Source organism: Alkaliphilus oremlandii OhILAs, assembly GCF_000018325.1.
GTDB classification, from domain to species: Bacteria; Bacillota; Clostridia; order Peptostreptococcales; family Natronincolaceae; genus Alkaliphilus_B; species Alkaliphilus_B oremlandii.
Window position 1 is genome coordinate 905584 of sequence record NC_009922.1, and the last position, 16798, is coordinate 922381.

Below are 16798 nucleotides of genomic sequence, written 5' to 3' on the forward strand. Positions count from 1 at the left end.
AATCACTGGTCGTAAAAAATGTAGCAGACAGTAGGGGGTATCAATAAATAAACAGACCTACAGCACCAGTCAACCCTATAATTAGCATGGGATTTAATTTATATTTCCTCAATAAAAACATGGATAGTGTGAACATAATGATTGCGGCAATGTTGACGCTGGTTCCTTTAGAATCTAAGGAATCACTACCAATAAAGGCAATTAGAATAATGGTCGATGCAGCAGAGGCAATCAACCCGACAGAGCTGGAGCGTAGCCCCTTTAATACATTGGAAATACTATGGATATTTTTATATTTGTGAAAGAATTTGTATAAGAGTATAGAAATAATAAATCCTGCTAGAATACTTCCTAAGGTGGCCGCAACTGCCCCAGAGATACCAGCCAGTCGTATTCCTACAAAAGAAGCAGTATTCACAACCAAAGGTCCTGGTGTCATTTGGGAGATTGTGATAATATCCGTATATTCTTGGAGGGTCAGCCAATTGTAAGAATTCACCACTTGCTCTTGGATGAGGGGAATGATAGCGTATCCGCCACCAATACTGAATGAACCGATCTGTAAAAAAGCGATAAATAATGTAAGTATATTTTTAGTCATTGAGCGTCGTTCCTCCTTTCCTTGTCATATAAGTTTGCACAAAACATAAAAAAGAGCAGGAAAGAATAATAAATAGGACATGAACCTTAAAGAAGAAACTGGCTATAAATGCAGTAGGAGCCATGAATGTAAATAACCAATTTTTTTCTTTTAAAATTCCTTGAACCATATCCACTACCAAGTCCACAATAGTAGCAGCGACACCTGCTTCCATCCCCTTTAATATTGCAGAAATAATCCGATTGTCCCGGAAAGATTTATAGAAAAAAGATATGACCGATAATATTAGTAAAGGTGGCAAGATTGTCCCAAGACAGCTAATAACGGCACCTGTAATTCCAGCAATACGATACCCTATCAATACAGCAATATTCACTGCAATAGCACCCGGTGTTGATTGGGCGATGGCAGCCATGTCTAACAATTCTTTCTCACTAAAGAGCTCCAAATCAGTGACGAAATACTTACGCATCATGGGGATCACAACATATCCACCTCCGAAAGTAAAAGCGCTGATAGAAAATGTGATTTTGAAAAGCGAGCCATATCGTTTAAACTTTTTTATATTCATAGGAAAATACCTCCATAACTTTAAATGCCAACACGATTAGTATACACCTTGATTCAAGATAGGTATAATAGTATAATTTTATGAAATATATAACCAAATGGTTATTAAAAAGGAGCTCCATATGAAAATTAGACATTTACGTATTTTTAAAGTTGTATGCGAAGAAGAGAGTATTACGAAAGCAGCAGAAAAGCTATTTATGACACAACCGGCAGTGTCGAATGCCATCAGTGAATTAGAAGATCATTTAAAAGTATGTCTGTTTGATCGAATTTCAAGAAGAATCTATTTAAATGAAACCGGTAAATTGTTTCTAAAAAAGGTAATAACGCTACTGGAGTTATACGAAGATTTAGAGAAAAATGTAAAGGAATTGGAAGAGAATGCAACGATTCGAATTGGCTCAAGCATAACAATTGCAAATTTTATTTTGCCAAAATCCATCGTAGAATTTGAAACAATGTATAAAAATACGCCAACAAAAGTTATCGTTGGAAACGCTGGAAAAATCGAAGAGATGCTAGAACATAATGAAATTGACTTAGCCTTAATCGAGGGTGTTATTTATAATGAGGAGTTGATAAAAATTCCATTTTCCTCCTATCCATTGGTAATGATATGCTCGCCAAAGCACAAATTTGCCCAGCAAGGACCCATAGATATCAATCAGGTGATACAAGAAAGATTGCTACTTCGGGAAAAAGGAAGCGCAATTCGGGATGTTTTTGATAGTGCTTTACTTCTTCATAATATAAGTGTCAATCCAAACTGGACGAGTACCAATTCACAAGCACTAATTCAAGCAGTAAAACAAAATTTAGGAATCAGTGTATTGCCTAAAATTTTAGTAGCGGAAGAAATTGCTAGCGGTCAATTAGTAGAGATCAAAGTAAAAGATTTTGAGTTAGTGAACATGAACCATATAGTATTTCATAAGGATAAATTTCAAACAACGAGCTTTAAAGCCTTGGTTGAAATAATCAAAAATAAATAAGTTCAAGGATAATAAACTCTATAAAAATAGCTGACGAAGAAAATTCTCCGCCAGCTATTTCTGAAATTATTTTGAATCAACCTTATTTTAGCATAGAATTGAGGAACCAAATATTTTTGCTAAAGTAAGCAACGTATCCTTCGAAGACTGCAACTGTTTCAAAGTCGTTTTCTTCATCAGCCATATTTCTGATTTCCAATGCTAATTCTTTCATGGATACCATATCGTTTTTCACCACTTCTAAAGATTCCTTAATTGAAAAGTCTTTTGCCTTGACCTCTTCTACGGTTGCATTGTCTAGATATTCGGCCATCGTAGAAAGTGGGGTTGCATTTTTCATCTTTAACAGCTCTGCAACTTCGTCTAAATCTTCGAAAAATTTGTTATAAACTTCTTCCGTAAAGTTGTGAATCTGCATAAATTGGTTTCCTACAACGTTCCAGTGAATATTGTGGAACTTTACGTTTAGTACAGCTAAGTTTGATAAATACCGCTGTAATAAATCTAAGTGTTTCATAAAATCCCTCCTTAGAATTTTTATAGTTTCTTTATATTGTGCTCTGTTTACTTATATTATATGATACAATAAAGATAACAAAAAGGGACAAAATTGTTCGTAGAGGTGATAAAATGAAAAATAAAGTGTCCAGTGGATTTGAAATTGTACAGGATTTAATTAAGCTGAGATGGGTTCCTGAAATATTAAAATCCATCGATCTTGGAAACCACCGATACAGTGATATTTTAAAAAGTATTCCGTATATGAGTCATACAGAATTAAATCGAAAATTATTTATATTGATGGATCGACAAGTGATTCATAAGCAAGTAGAAAATCAGGGCACCCAGTACATGCTACTTGATTTTGGTAAAGATTTAATTCATATATTTTACCATTTAGAGGAGCTAGAGGATAAATATGTACAGAATTTTTAGGACGATATAAAAAGATGAGATATAGTAATTGGAATTACAGGATTTTAGCAGATTACCTCCAGTAATATAAATGATATCTTAATGAAGGCTACGCAGAAAGAAGCAAAGGAAAGGATCCCAGAATTTCTGAAAATGAACAAATTTGGATGAGCAGAGCTTACCGTAGAAAAGAACGGTTTAATCCTATAGATTATTGGGATCATTATGGCAATATTGTACCGAAGCATGTATAATAAGAGGACGCAAGGCAGGCATGCATAGGGTGTCTAAAATTATAATGTGTTAGATCCTAAGATGATAGTAGAATATGAATCAGTACAAGAATAATATATTTTATAGGAGGATGTTTTCGTGAAGGATATTCTGGTGAGGAATAATGTAACAATATTGGGTGAGGGAAAGCAGACATTGGTTTTTGGTCATGGATTTGGCTGTTCTCAAAAAATATGGAAAGATATGGTGCCCTATTTTTTAAAGAACTTTCGGGTTGTTTTATTTGATTATGTAGGATCTGGTCAATCGGATTCTTTTGCATACGATAGAGAACGCTATCGTACCCTACATGGATATTCTCAGGATTTATCTGAAATTCTAGAGGTCTTAAATACGGATTCTATTATTTTCGTAGGGCATTCTGTCAGTTCCATGATTGGGCTTCTTACTTCTATTGCTAAACCAGAACTCTTTAAGGCCTTAATCATGATTGGACCGTCTGCAAGATATATGAATGACTTACCAGAATATTATGGTGGATTTAACGAAAGGGATATCCGTGCATTGCTTAAAATAATGGAGAGGAACTTTATTGGATGGGCCTCTGCCAATGCGGCAGATTTAATGAATGCACCAGAACAGCCGAACTTAGCCAAGAAGCTTGAAGAAACGTTTCACGCAGAAGATCCGATCATCATGAGAAACTTTGCTGAAGCAACATTTCTATCCGATCATAGAGTGGATTTAGCGAAGGTGACAGTGCCCTCCCTAATCATTCAGTGTTCAGAGGATAGTATTGTACCAATTGAAGCAGCTCATTATATAAATGAACGAATAAAAGATAGTGTATTAAAGGTTATGGAAGTAAAAGGTCATTACCCTCAATTGAGTCTTCCAAAGGAAACATCGATGGTAATACTGGATTATATAGAACGTATTTTAGTATAATTTGGATAAGAGGAATCGAATATGGATAATAGAATGGACTTTGCACCTTGTGGTTATATAAAATTAACGCCTCAGGGTATTATCAAAGAAGTGAACTATACGTTTTTAGCAATGACGGGTTACGGCCATGAAGATTTATTGGAAATGCATTTTGAGTCATTTTTGTCCCTTGCCAGCAAGATTATATTTCATTCCTTATTTTTTCCGCAAGTTTGTCTAAAGGGCGGAATCGATGAACTATACCTAACGATTAAAAATAAAAACAAGGAAGAAATGTCTGTGCTTTTAATTGGGAACATGGGTGAAAATAACAAAGGTGAAACCGTGGATTGCGTTATTGTAAGGGCTGATAAGCGTGACGATTATGAGGAAGAGCTGCAAGATATTAAGGAAAGATTAGAAGAAGCATATATTACTGAAAATAAACTTAGAAAGCTATTCGAAACAACACTATTCTCAATTAATGAAGGATTAATCGTAACGGACAACGAGGGTGCTATTACGATTATCAATGATTTAGCTGAAGCATATACTGGTTGGTCTAAAAAACTGGCACTAGGCAAAAAAATTGATCAGGTGTTAAATTGTATCAGTAGTACCAGTAAGGAAAAAAGATCCGATATTGTTCCGGAGCTTCTTAAAAGCGGTAAGAAAAAAGAAACCTTCGATCAGCTAATTTTAATTTCAAAAGATGGCACTGAGAAATATATTTCTGGAACAGTGGGCGCCATAGTGTCTATGGATGGTAAGACTTCAGGTGTTGTTTTTTCATTTAGAGATATCACTAAAGAATATCTTCAAGAGAAGGAAATTGATAGTTTTTTAAATATCAATATGGAAATGCTTTGCGTTATCGACCAAAATGGAAATTTTCACAAGATTAATAAAAAGTTTGAAAAGATTTTAGGGTATACTTCAGACGATATTATAGGGAAAAATTTTCTATCATTTGTTCATCCGGAAGATATTCTAGCAACTTCTGAGGAAATTCGAAATTCTTGCAATAGTGAGGAGATATCCGTTTTCACAAATCGCTATCAATGCAAAGATGGAGCCTACAAATGTATTGAATGGTACAGACAGTTCGTGGCTGGAAGATATACCTACTCTTCTGCAAGAGATGTAACGGAAAAAATGGAAAAAGAGGCTCAACTTTTAAACATTGCCGTTAGAGATGAACTCACAGGCCTCTATAATCGACATTTTCTAGTATCCTATTTAAAAAATGAAATAGAAAAGGCTGAAGCGGAAGATCAACCGATGACAATGGCAATTTTAGATTTGGATCAATTCAAACTTGTCAATGACACTTGGGGTCACCCCGTTGGTGATGAACAGTTGAAGCATACTGCAAAAACTATATTAAGGGTTATACGAAGTACAGATCTTTTAGTGCGCTATGGTGGAGAAGAACTGGTTATTATTATGGAAAAGACAAATATCGATGACGCAAAAATCGTTCTTGAAAAGATACGAATGGCTATTGAAAACAATCAATATCCTATTACAGGACGACAAACAGTTAGCATTGGTGCTGCAGAACGGGCTAAGTCAGAGCTCTTCGTAGATTGGTATAAGCGAGCAGACCAGGCTTTATACCATGCAAAAAATAGGGGTCGTAACCGTGTGATATGCAGTAACCAGTGAACCGTACGGATAAATTTAATTGTAAAGTAAATAAAAATTCTAAAATTGCGTAGATCTCTTCCTACGCAATTTTATTTTTTGTACAAAAATTAAGGTTTTTTTCAAAAAATGGAAATATGGAACTAAAATAACCGTATCTGCGTCTAATTAGATAAGTCAGGAAAAAAGGATGCAATAATTTAAGGAATAAGAGCAATAATTAAAGAAAGGAGTGTGTCTATAAAGTATTTTAAGAATGGGATTCAGTTCTTAAGAATATGTGCCTGATAAAAAATATATTAATTTAGTATAAATGGAGGAATTATAATGAAAAAGAAAATAATATCAATATGTATGTTAGTAGCAGTACTGATGGCATCTTTTGTGGGCTGCACCAAGACCGATGGTACCGGCGGCAGCAAGGATAAGCCAGCTTTAGAAGGCGATTTATCTGCAATCATAGAAAAAATCTATGAAAAAGAAAGTGTGGATTTACGTGTAGAAAATAAGGAAATTGACTTAAATGACGAGAATAGCCCTAAATATTACATGGGCCTTGAGGATGCTTCTAAAATAAAAGAAGCGGCAGTATCGGAAGCTATGATTGGCTCTCAGGCGTATTCTCTTGTACTTGCTCGTGTCAAAAATGCAACTGATGCAGAAGCGGTCGCAAAAAGCATGTTAGAAGGTATAGATCAGCGTAAGTGGATCTGTGTTGAAGCTGATGATCTTCAAATCGTTACCTACAACGATGTTGTATTACTTGTAATGGTTGAATCAGCTATGGAGGATGTTGTAACTTCTCAAAAACTTGTGGATGCTTTTAGAGAAATTGTGGGAGCGGACTTTGATCTTAAATTATCTAAATAATGGATGGAAGATCAGCACAGAAAAAAATAGGGAATCATAAAGAAAATAGCGGGTGACCACGGGGTGAGAGGATGGTATTTTCAAGTATAACATTTTTATATTATTTTTTACCAATCGTGATTGTGATCTATTCCATCAGTCCAAGAAGGTATAAAAACGGCATATTGCTGGTTGCTTCTCTTATTTTCTATGGATGGGGAGAACCAAAGTATATCTTGTTTATGGGAATTTCTATACTGGTGAATTATATTTTAGGTTTATTGATAGAGAAATACTCAGATTCTTTGTGGGGGAAAATATACCTCATCACTTCTGTAGTATTTTCTCTAGGAATGCTTGGCTATTTTAAATATGCAGACTTTTTTATTGAAAATATCAATGCTGCTACAGGTCTGAGAATTCCGTTGTTAAAAGTGACACTACCTATTGGGATCAGCTTTTATACCTTTCAAATATTAAGCTATACCATTGATGTGTATTTAAAAAACACGAAGGCACAGAAGAGTTTTGTAGCATTGGCCACTTATGTGGCTTTTTTTCCACAGCTAATTGCTGGTCCCATTGTAAGATACGTTGACATCGTCCAAGCCCTTGAACATAGGGAGCACAGTATGGCATATATTCGAGGGGGGATTCGAAGGTTTTTACTGGGTATTTCTAAGAAAGTTCTTATTGCCAATACATTGGGAGCGTTATGTAGCATTTTTATCAATTCTCCAGAAAGAAATATATTGTTCTACTGGCTCTATGCAGTGGCTTTTACCCTACAGATCTACTTCGACTTTTCTGGATACAGTGATATGGCAATTGGTCTGGGTAAACTTTTTGGTTTTGACTTTCTAGAGAATTTTGATTATCCTTTCATATCGAAAAGCATCACTGAATTTTGGCGTAGATGGCATATGTCCTTAGGAACTTGGTTTAGAGATTATCTATATATTCCTTTGGGTGGCAACCGTGTCGGAAAGCTACGATGGCTATTCAATATCCTTTTTGTATGGTTAATGACAGGGCTATGGCATGGGGCGGCGTGGAATTTTGTTATTTGGGGCGTATTGTTTGCCATATTATTAATGGTAGAAAAACTATGGCTCGGTAATATTCTAGAAAAAATACCGAATTTCTTTTCTCATATATACGTGATGCTACTTGTAATCATCAGCTTCGTTATATTTGATGCGCCTGCTTTGAGTGTAGCAGTGGAACGAATTCGCTCTATGTTGGGGATGAACGGTCTACCTCTTGCTGGTATACAGTCCTTCTATTACCTCAAAAGCTATGGCATGGTATTGGCTGTGGCCATGGTAGGAAGCACAGATTTGCCTAAAAGAATTGTAAATCGCATGGGTAAATCAACTGCAGGGCAAATGGTACTGAGCATAGGAGAGCCGATTTTGTATATAGGGTTACTCCTATTGACAACAGCATATCTGATCGATGCTTCGTTTAATCCATTTCTATATTTCAGGTTCTAAGGAGGGCGTATGTATGAAGGAGAAATTAATGAATCGGGTTGTAGTTATTTCAGTGGGATTAATTTGGTTCGCATTCGTACTCCTTTCTTGGATGACGCCAGCTAGTAAAATGTCCATCAATGAAAGACGAAAATTGACTCAATTCCCTAAGTTGACTGTCAGAAGTTTGATTACAGCAGATTTTATGGAGGATTTCGAAAAATATGCGAAGGACCAATTTCCAAACCGCTTTTTATTTCGCAAAATCAAAGCCTATACCAGATTTTATCTATTCAGACAGATGGATAACAACGATATCTATATGAAGGATGGTTATGCTGTAAAGCTGGAATATCCATTGAATGAAGCCTCTGTTCAACAGGCAGGAGATAAATTTCAATATCTTTATGAAAAATATATGAAGGAGCACGATATCAAAGCTTATCTGACCATTATTCCAGATAAGGGATATTTTTTATCGGAGGCAAATGGATATCCTTCCATGGACTACAATAAGCTTTTTAAAATAATGGAGGAGCGTACAGACTTTGCAGAGCATATCTCTATCGCAGAGATTCTTGAAATCGACGACTATTACAAAACAGATACTCATTGGAAACAGGAAAATTTGGAGAAGGTAGCGGATAGAATCGGGAATGCATTGGGAATTGAAAGGAACGAAGAAGCATACAAAATAGTGGAAGTAGAATCACCTTTCTATGGTGTTTATTATGGGCATTCCGCTCTGCCTATGAAACCGGATAAGTTGAGGTACCTTACAAATTCTGCCATTAAGGGCAGTACCGTATATAATGAAGAGACTAAAAAAACTACTTCGGTATACGATCTAGAGAAAATTCAAGGAAATGATCCTTACGATGTGTATTTATCTGGAGCAGCAGCACTTTTGAACATCGATAATCCCAAGGCAACAACAAATAAAGAATTGATCATATTCAGGGACTCCTTCGGAAGCAGTATTGCGCCACTTTTATTGGAGGGATATTCCAAGGTAACCTTGATTGATATTCGTTACATTGCAAGTGACTTAATCGGTGATTACGTAACATTTAAGGATCAGGACGTGCTCTTTATCTACAACACTGCCATCTTAAACTCTAGTTCCATGTTAAAATAATAAAACTTATAAAAAGGCAGATCCCTTGGTTTTTATCAATGGATCTGCCTTTTTATGCGATCAGTACAATACCTAAGATCACCAGCATCGCACCAATGATTTTAGTAATGGTAATTTGCTCACCCAGCAAGTATGCTGCAGTAATTAAAGTGACTACTGGAGATGCGGACATAACCATCGTAACAAGAGAGACGTTGCCTTTTTTTATGGCAGCATAGTAGGCAATATCTCCAACTAAAGTTGAAAAAATGGCTTCCAGCCCTATGAATAATAACCCATAAATCGTAATATCTTTAAATTTTATAATGGGATGACCTGAGCTGGTATAGAGTGCAATGATTCCTGAGGTAATAAAGCTTCTCAACACTAAACCTGTAAAGGGATCGATATTTTTCAAACCTATTTTTGCAAAAACAGGAGCAATTCCCCAGCAAACCATACCGATCAGTGATAATAAGATGACCATTCATTTACTCCTCCTGTATGTAAAACTCTGATGCTAGCCTTACGAGCTTTTTATTAATTTATGCGAAGAAAAAATCTTTTATCACCAAACAAAAGACTTGAAGAATACTTTGTTGAAATTTCCTTCCTAAATTAACCTGAATATTGAAGGTTCATATGATCCAAAATATCGTAAGGAGGTGTTTTTGTGAGAAGATTATATATCTTTTTTTTAATGCTCGTTATCAGTATTACTTCTGTTTCTTGCAGTTCTGAGAAACCGCTAGAAAAGGAACCTGAAGAAAATGAAAATAAAGCATCCCAATATACAGCTCGATATACGCCCATAAAACCCAATACTGAAAATGAGCCTGCTAAGAATGGCGGACTCAATGCCAAAACAAATTCTGGACCCATCTCTGTCCTGCCTTGGGAAGATGATATAGATTTCCAAGAGTCATTGGTCAAAAACAACACACCAATCTTAATGGGGGCATTTCGTACCATTCTATTAGATCCATTGCCTGGTGAGGAGTACAATGTTCATCTTGCAGCTCGAACACTTTCAGGAACAGTTATTCAGCCGGGAGAAACTTTTTCTCAAAACCAGAGGATTGGACCATATACCAAGGCGAGAGGATATCAAGAAGGTCCTACCTATATAGGTGGAAAAGTGACGACAACAGAAGGGGGCGGCGTATGTAAAATTGCTTCAACCTTGTACAATGTAGCAATATTAAGTGATTTGCAGATTGTAGAGAGACATAATCATGGCATGCCCGTGCCATACGTTCCCTATGGACAGGATGCTACTGTAGCTTATGGAGCTAAAGATATTCGTTTTAAAAATAATACGGATTCACCTATATTGATATGGTCCGTGGGAATTGACAATACGCTTTATATTGGTTTCTATGGCAGTAAAAAATCGCCTAAAGTGGAATGGCACCACGAGACACTTTATATCACGGAAGCACCAAAAATTTATAATACGAACCCAGAGCTACCGCAGGGAACTGAAAAAATGGTTGTAGAGGGAATGGATGGTGGTGCTGTGGAATCTTGGGTTACCATACTCAGAGAAGATGGAACCCAGGAGAAAAAACAACTTGGAAAAAGCATTTATAAACCGATGCCCTATGTCTATGAAAAAAATTAATCAAAGCAACATATTTTAATCCCTTACATAATAACAATAACTATAAAGATTATGTAAGGGGCTATGTTTATGATTCGTACCTCAAGGAGTACACAAAAATTGAATAAAAATTATTCATTTCTTATATTTTCTATAAGTCAAGGCATCTCAAATCTTGGAGGTGCCTTTCATTTTATTGCGGTAACAGCGCTCCTCGTCAATATTTCTGGCAATGGATTATGGGCAGGATTTTCCATGGTGCTAACGCCAATTTGCAGTCTGTTGTTATCTCCTTTTGCAGGGACCTTAGGAGATCGATTGAATGAAAAATACGTTTTAATCGTGTTAGATGTATGGAAGTCTTTGGTTGGAATTTTATTTATCTTCAGCAATGAAATTTGGTCTATTTATTGCTTAAAGCTACTGATCTCTGCCATAGAAATTCTATACAATCCTTCTAAGAAAAAGCTGATTTCCAGTATATTGAAAAGTGACGAACTGATGGCTGGAAATTCTATCGTAAGTGGGATCTCTGGTATTACCTATGTCATCGGCCCTGTATTAGCGGGATTAATTATTCGATTCTTTGGTATCCATACCATTTTCTATATCCATAGCAGTGCTTCTCTTCTATCTGCATTCCTTCTTTTTTTGGTAGAGACCAGAGAAAGCTCTCTTCTTTTACAACGGAAAGAAAAAAAAGCGGGGCTAAAATTTCATGGTGGCATTGCTACTGGTTTTACTTATTTTAAAAATCAGCCTGAAATTAAATTTTGGATTTTTACAGGTACCGTACTAGCACTAGGAACCATATCGGTCAATATGACCTTTTACAGCTTTGCCTTTGACTTTTTAAAAGTATCCAATGAGTTGTGGGCCATCATGATCTCTCTATTTTATGGCGCCAGATTTATTGCCATGGGGTTATCTCTCGGATTGCATGGACGAATCCGAAAAAGACCGATGGCTTATGTGTTCATTTGTTTTTTTACTGTTGCCACCTGTTGGTTTTTTTATGGAAATATAAAAACCGTAATTTTAATTATGGTATTGCAGCTTTTAGAGGGGACCGCCCTCAGTCTTTTTGAAATACTTCTCAATGCACAGCTTCAGACAATTTCACAAAAAGATTATGTGGCTAGAATCTTCAGCATCAACGATATAATTAGCAATGTGGGTCAATTGTTTGGTGTATTATGCACTTATGTTTTTATCCATATTTTTTCGTTGCAGCGTATCTTTATGCTGAATGCTATACTGCTCTTTGTCTGCATCCTATATTTATTTGCGATGGGCAAAGGGCGGCGAAAAACGCACCAATTCTCGATCCATTGAATACTATATAGGGATGAGCATTTTATATGAAAAGTAAAAGGAGATGGATCGCTTGAAATTAAATCAAAATAGAACACCTTTATTTGACGCATTAAAAGAGTATATCAATACTCAACCTACTCCTTTTCACGTACCGGGACACAAACAGGGGCGTGGTATCTTAGAGTTCAGAGATTACATTGGAGAAATGGCATTGAAGATGGACGTTAACGGAATGAGTGACTTAGACTATTTTAATAACCCCACAGGCGTTATTTTAGAATCAGAAAAGCTTTATGCGGATGCTTTTGGATCGGAGGAAGCATTTTTTCTAGTCAATGGAACCAGTTCAGGGGTTCAAGCGATGATATTAAGCACTTGCCAGCCGGGGGACGAAATCATCATTCCACGAAATGCCCATCGTTCAACGCTATCGGGCTTGATTTTAAGCGGTGCAAAGCCCATCTATGTTCAGCCGGAGATCAACCAAGCGTTAGGCATCGCAATGGGTGTTACGACGAAAAGTATATTAAAAGCCATAGAAGAACATCCCCATGCGAAAGCTGTCTTTATCATCAATCCTACATATTACGGATATACATCGGATCTAAGAAAAATTGTTGAATTGGCCCACCGAAATCACATGGCTGTATTGGTGGATGAGGCCCACGGTCCTCATATGTATTTTCATGGACAGTTTCCTTTGACAGCAATGGCCGCCGGGGCTGATATGAGTGCTGCCAGCATCCACAAAACAGGGGGCTCTTTAACGCAAAGTTCCATCCTTTTATTGAATGGTCCGAGAATACCGAAAGATAGAGTACGAAAAGTACTAGATTTAATGAATACATCCAGTGCTTCCTATCTCTTGATGTGCTCCCTAGACGTAGCGCGGAAGCAACTTGCACTAAATGGAGAGAAAATGCTCTCCCATACCTTAGAGATTTCTAACTGGGCTCGAGAGGAAATCAATAAAATCAATCACGTCTATGCTTTCGGAGAAGATCTTGTTGGAGCTCCTGGTTGCTTTGACTTTGACCACACAAAGCTGGGCATTCATGTAATGAATCTAGGGTATACCGGCTTTGAAATAGAAGATATATTAAGAAAACAATATAATATTCAAGTGGAGCTTGCAGATGTGTACAATATTCTCAATATTATCAGTTTAGGAGATCGAAAAGAGGATTTAGAGCGATTAATATCTGCGCTTAAAGATATTTCTTTTAAAAACACTAAAAGGTCTTTTGAAAATCCCATTCCTGTTCCCAGTTTTACAGAATCCAAGGTGTATCCAAGAGAAGCATTCTATAGCCCTAGGAAGTCCGTTAAAATAGAGGCATCCATTGGGATGATTTCAGGAGAAACCATTATGGCCTATCCTCCAGGGATTCCAATCCTATGTATGGGAGAGGTAATAACAAAAGAAATTATAGCATATTTAAAGGAGTTAAGGAGCCAGAAATGCCATATACAGGGAAACACGGATATGACATTAGAATATATTCACATATTGGAACCGTCGTCGTATCCTCTATAAAGCAATCTAGAAATAGGGAGGCTGTATCAAGGCATATTCAATTTCTATAGGAAGTGAATAGAAGGAATTGATAAAAATACACAACAATTATATTTTAAAAAGCATATCCACAGCTCTTAGAAAAAAGGAATAGAGATCTACATGGATAGAATTATAATTGTGTGTATTTTTATCAGTGAAGACCGATAGTCCCTATAAAGCAAATCTTTGTATATAAAATATAAAATGTTATAATAAATAGGGATACATCGAATAATAGAAAAGAGAGAAGTATAAAGAAAAGAGAATCCACACGATGATCCAAGGTAGAGAGCCTATGGTGAAATATCATCGAACTATGACGACTTTTCTAAATGGGTTAATAGAGGCAGCTTTGAATTAACTGGTTGTTGTAGAGCCTCAGCCATGGGAACATTTATTGAATACGGCTATAGAAGTAAAGGACGACCCTTGTAGGTCTATGATGCTGATTATTTCAGCAAGAAAAAAGTAAATTTACAGGATATGCAACAAATGGAGGGGAGGGCGTGGAGAAACTATGGTAGAAAAAGAGAATGACCATCCTTTGACTGTTTTACAGAATCAGATACTGCAATGTAGATTATGTCAGGATACCTTTGGGTTTGAGCCACAGCCAGTAATACAAGGAAACCGCCGATCCAAGATTATGCAGATTGGACAAGCACCGTCAAAAAAAGTTCATGAAACGGGAAGACCCTTTAATGATGCCAGCGGAAAAAAACTTCGGAATGAATGGTACTGTATATCGGAGGAAGACTTTTATAATCCTGATAATTTCTATATCGGTTCCATAGCCCATTGTTATCCAGGAAAAAATCCAAAAGGTGGCGATCGAAGACCACCCAAAGTATGTGCAGAGCAATGGCTTCGTAAAGAACTGGAACTGGTGGAGAATGAAATCTATATCCTCATCGGCGGATTTGCAGCAGAATTTTTCTTCCCAGGAGAGAAACTTTCATCCTTGGTATTTGAAGATCGAATCATCAATGGAAAAACTGCCTATATATTACCCCATCCATCTCCATTAAATATGAAATGGTTTAAAGATTATCCCGAATTTATGACGGACAGAATTTTTAAAATACGAAAAAAAGTTCATAGAGTATTGAAGGTTTAATCAATTATTCCTTTACAATGTACAGTTTTTATGAGAAAATCAATAAGTAGTAAGTATGTTTTACAGATATATGGAGGTGGATGTAGTGTCAAGAACAATAGGAACTGTAGCCAGAGGGATTAGAACTCCAATTATCAGACAGGGAGATAATCTTGTACAGATTGTAACAGACAGCCTGTTAGGAGCATTTGCAGAAGAAAATATTACTGTTCATGATAGAGATATAGTAGGAGTAACAGAGGCTGTTTTAGCGAGAGCACAAGGCAACTATGCAAGTTGTGATCAGATTGCAAAGGATATTCAGCATAAATTTGGGAATGAAACTATTGGAATTATCTTTCCAATCCTTTCTCGGAACCGTTTTTCCATCGTTTTGAAAGGGATTGCACGAGGTGCAAAGAAGATTGTTCTAATGCTTAGCTATCCATCGGATGAAGTTGGAAACCACTTGATCAGCCTGGATCAATTAGATGAAAAAAACGTTAATCCATGGAGTACATTACTAAATGAAGAAGAGTATAGAGAATTATTTGGAAGCAACGAGCATCCTTTTACAAAAGTAGACTACGTGAAGTACTATAAAGAGTTGATTATGGAAGAAGACTGCGAAGTGGAGATTATTTTTTCAAATAATGCAACAGATATGTTGAAATATACATCCCATGTTCTTTGTGCGGATATTCATTCCAGACAAAGAAGCAAACGACTGTTAAAAAATGCAGGGGCAGAAACTATATTAGGGCTGGATGATATTCTAACTGAAAGCGTAGAGGGTAGTGGATATAATACACAGTATGGCTTATTGGGCTCCAACAAATCCACAGAGGAGACAGTAAAATTATTTCCACGGGACTCTCAGAAATTTGCAGAGGAGTTAGCAGATGCTCTTAAAAAAGCGACAGGTAAGAATATAGAAGTTTTGGTATACGGAGATGGGGCCTTTAAAGATCCACAAGGCAAGATTTGGGAGTTAGCAGACCCAGTGGTATCGCCAGGGTACACAGATGGGCTCATAGGCCTTCCAAGTGAATTGAAATTGAAATATTTAGCAGACAATCAATTTGCTGATTTGAGCGGGGACGAGCTTCGTCGTGCAATGACGGACTATATTGCAAATAAAAATTCAGAATTGATGGGATCTCTTGAGAGTCTGGGAACAACGCCAAGACAATTGACTGATTTAATTGGAAGCCTTTGTGATTTAACCAGTGGTAGTGGGGATAAAGGAACGCCAGTAGTTTTCATTCAAGGATACTTCGATAACTATGCAAATCAATAGATGATTGAAAGAGCTTCCATAAAATAAATGGAAGCTCTTTCGTTTTTGAAGCTATAGCATATTAGAAAAATAAAACTTCAAGATGGTTTTTGATAGGATTAAGCTTAGTTTTCCATGAAAACTTCAACTGGCTTGATGAAATCACGGGGCAGGATTTTTTATGGCATAAAATAGATAGCGGATAGATTTTCAATAAGGTTAAAATTTCTCTTTACTTTTAAGGAATTATAAATTATAATGTATAATAATACAATGTTATAAGTAATCATACAAAGACAGTGATGAGTGGAGTAGCTTTACGAAAGCTTATACAGCGAGTTCCGATGGTGAAAGGGAACAAAGTTTTGTACAGTGAAGAGGACCTCGGAGTCGTGCACCGAAGCACATGCTAAGGCTGCAACGGATTCACCCGTTATAGTGATAAGGTATAGTCCATATTTGATGTACCTGAAGAGGCTTATATTGTGAAATATAAGCAAATTAGGATGGCAACGCGAATCTACTTTCGTTCCTAAGGAATGTTTTCTTAGGTATGGGAGTTTTTTTATTTGGAATATTTCAACTGCGAAGTAAACCCTAATGTTGAGCCCGACA

The 16798-nt window shown here is 36.5% G+C and carries 16 protein-coding genes and 1 other annotated feature; of the genes, 12 read left to right on the forward strand and 4 right to left on the reverse strand.

Annotated features, from left to right (window positions below; genetic code table 11):
• Positions 1-40: 40 nt before the first annotated feature.
• The gene (locus CLOS_RS04295; protein WP_012158690.1) at positions 41-601 is read right to left on the reverse strand and encodes a chromate transporter; all 561 of its coding nucleotides are present in this window, start codon (positions 599-601) and stop codon (positions 41-43) included.
• Complete coding sequence (locus tag CLOS_RS04300) at positions 594-1172, reverse strand: chromate transporter (RefSeq protein ID WP_012158691.1); 579 nt, start codon at positions 1170-1172, stop codon at positions 594-596. The genes CLOS_RS04295 and CLOS_RS04300 overlap by 8 nt, the downstream gene beginning before the upstream one ends.
• A 121-nt stretch (positions 1173-1293) precedes the next feature.
• Between CLOS_RS04300 and CLOS_RS04305 the strand changes: the two genes are divergently transcribed.
• On the forward strand, positions 1294-2166 hold the full coding sequence (locus CLOS_RS04305) for a LysR family transcriptional regulator (RefSeq protein ID WP_012158692.1): 873 nt from the start codon (positions 1294-1296) through the stop codon (positions 2164-2166).
• An 82-nt stretch (positions 2167-2248) separates the two neighbouring features.
• Here CLOS_RS04305 and CLOS_RS04310 read toward each other — a convergent pair whose 3' ends face one another.
• On the reverse strand, positions 2249-2683 hold the full coding sequence (locus CLOS_RS04310) for a Dps family protein (protein WP_012158693.1): 435 nt from the start codon (positions 2681-2683) through the stop codon (positions 2249-2251).
• A 113-nt stretch (positions 2684-2796) separates the two neighbouring features.
• Between CLOS_RS04310 and CLOS_RS04315 the strand changes: the two genes are divergently transcribed.
• The 6 genes from CLOS_RS04315 (at position 2797) to CLOS_RS04340 (ending at position 9351) form a co-directional block, all read left to right on the forward strand.
• Positions 2797-3102 (forward strand): winged helix-turn-helix transcriptional regulator, encoded by a 306-nt coding sequence (locus CLOS_RS04315; RefSeq protein ID WP_012158694.1) that lies wholly within the window; start codon positions 2797-2799, stop codon positions 3100-3102.
• A gap of 351 nt (positions 3103-3453) precedes the next feature.
• Positions 3454-4263, forward strand: coding sequence for an alpha/beta fold hydrolase (locus CLOS_RS04320; RefSeq protein ID WP_012158695.1), 810 nt, complete (start codon positions 3454-3456; stop codon positions 4261-4263).
• A 21-nt stretch (positions 4264-4284) separates the two neighbouring features.
• A complete protein-coding gene (locus CLOS_RS15220; RefSeq protein WP_012158696.1) occupies positions 4285-5910 on the forward strand; it encodes a sensor domain-containing diguanylate cyclase in 1626 nt (541 codons plus the stop codon).
• 306 nt (positions 5911-6216) lie between these two features.
• On the forward strand, positions 6217-6759 hold the full coding sequence (locus CLOS_RS04330; RefSeq protein ID WP_012158697.1) for a hypothetical protein: 543 nt from the start codon (positions 6217-6219) through the stop codon (positions 6757-6759).
• Between the two features lie 71 nt (positions 6760-6830).
• A complete protein-coding gene (locus CLOS_RS04335; RefSeq protein WP_012158698.1) occupies positions 6831-8234 on the forward strand; it encodes an MBOAT family O-acyltransferase in 1404 nt (467 codons plus the stop codon).
• Between the two features lie 13 nt (positions 8235-8247).
• Positions 8248-9351 carry a DHHW family protein gene (locus CLOS_RS04340; protein ID WP_012158699.1) on the forward strand — a complete coding sequence of 368 codons (1104 nt, stop codon included), beginning with the start codon at positions 8248-8250 and terminating at the stop codon, positions 9349-9351.
• A gap of 52 nt (positions 9352-9403) precedes the next feature.
• Here the strand turns inward: CLOS_RS04340 and CLOS_RS04345 are convergent, their stop codons facing one another.
• Entirely contained in the window at positions 9404-9817 is a 414-nt protein-coding gene (locus CLOS_RS04345) for an EamA family transporter (protein ID WP_012158700.1), read from the reverse strand.
• A 186-nt stretch (positions 9818-10003) separates the two neighbouring features.
• On the opposite strand from CLOS_RS04345, the gene CLOS_RS04350 reads away from it, so the two are divergent.
• The 5 genes from CLOS_RS04350 (at position 10004) to CLOS_RS04370 (ending at position 16204) form a co-directional block, all read left to right on the forward strand.
• Complete coding sequence (locus CLOS_RS04350; RefSeq protein WP_012158701.1) at positions 10004-10954, forward strand: VanW family protein; 951 nt, start codon at positions 10004-10006, stop codon at positions 10952-10954.
• Positions 10955-11053: 99 nt separating this feature from the next.
• Positions 11054-12268, forward strand: coding sequence for an MFS transporter (locus CLOS_RS04355; RefSeq protein ID WP_198006326.1), 1215 nt, complete (start codon positions 11054-11056; stop codon positions 12266-12268).
• 43 nt (positions 12269-12311) lie between these two features.
• The gene (locus tag CLOS_RS04360; protein ID WP_041718985.1) at positions 12312-13787 is read left to right on the forward strand and encodes an aminotransferase class I/II-fold pyridoxal phosphate-dependent enzyme; all 1476 of its coding nucleotides are present in this window, start codon (positions 12312-12314) and stop codon (positions 13785-13787) included.
• A gap of 538 nt (positions 13788-14325) precedes the next feature.
• Complete coding sequence (locus tag CLOS_RS04365; RefSeq protein ID WP_012158704.1) at positions 14326-14925, forward strand: uracil-DNA glycosylase family protein; 600 nt, start codon at positions 14326-14328, stop codon at positions 14923-14925.
• A gap of 85 nt (positions 14926-15010) precedes the next feature.
• Positions 15011-16204 (forward strand): coenzyme F420-0:L-glutamate ligase, encoded by a 1194-nt coding sequence (locus tag CLOS_RS04370; protein ID WP_012158705.1) that lies wholly within the window; start codon positions 15011-15013, stop codon positions 16202-16204.
• A 269-nt stretch (positions 16205-16473) separates the two neighbouring features.
• Positions 16474-16720, forward strand: a binding site (T-box leader).
• The last annotated feature ends 78 nt before the right edge of the window (positions 16721-16798 follow it).

Bases quoted from the DNA above. Each gene is read 5' to 3' on its own strand.
- CLOS_RS04295 (WP_012158690.1), bottom strand. From the start codon at position 601: ATGACTAAAAATATACTTACATTATTTATCGCTTTTTTACAGATCGGT.
- CLOS_RS04345 (WP_012158700.1), bottom strand. From the start codon at position 9,817: ATGGTCATCTTATTATCACTGATCGGTATGGTTTGCTGGGGAATTGCT.
- CLOS_RS04305 (WP_012158692.1), top strand. From the start codon at position 1,294: ATGAAAATTAGACATTTACGTATTTTTAAAGTTGTATGCGAAGAAGAG.
- CLOS_RS04315 (WP_012158694.1), top strand. From the start codon at position 2,797: ATGAAAAATAAAGTGTCCAGTGGATTTGAAATTGTACAGGATTTAATT.
- CLOS_RS04335 (WP_012158698.1), top strand. From the start codon at position 6,831: ATGGTATTTTCAAGTATAACATTTTTATATTATTTTTTACCAATCGTG.
- CLOS_RS15220 (WP_012158696.1), top strand. From the start codon at position 4,285: ATGGATAATAGAATGGACTTTGCACCTTGTGGTTATATAAAATTAACG.
- CLOS_RS04310 (WP_012158693.1), bottom strand. From the start codon at position 2,683: ATGAAACACTTAGATTTATTACAGCGGTATTTATCAAACTTAGCTGTA.
- CLOS_RS04330 (WP_012158697.1), top strand. From the start codon at position 6,217: ATGAAAAAGAAAATAATATCAATATGTATGTTAGTAGCAGTACTGATG.
- CLOS_RS04365 (WP_012158704.1), top strand. From the start codon at position 14,326: ATGGTAGAAAAAGAGAATGACCATCCTTTGACTGTTTTACAGAATCAG.
- CLOS_RS04360 (WP_041718985.1), top strand. From the start codon at position 12,312: ATGGATCGCTTGAAATTAAATCAAAATAGAACACCTTTATTTGACGCA.
- CLOS_RS04300 (WP_012158691.1), bottom strand. From the start codon at position 1,172: ATGAATATAAAAAAGTTTAAACGATATGGCTCGCTTTTCAAAATCACA.
- CLOS_RS04340 (WP_012158699.1), top strand. From the start codon at position 8,248: ATGAAGGAGAAATTAATGAATCGGGTTGTAGTTATTTCAGTGGGATTA.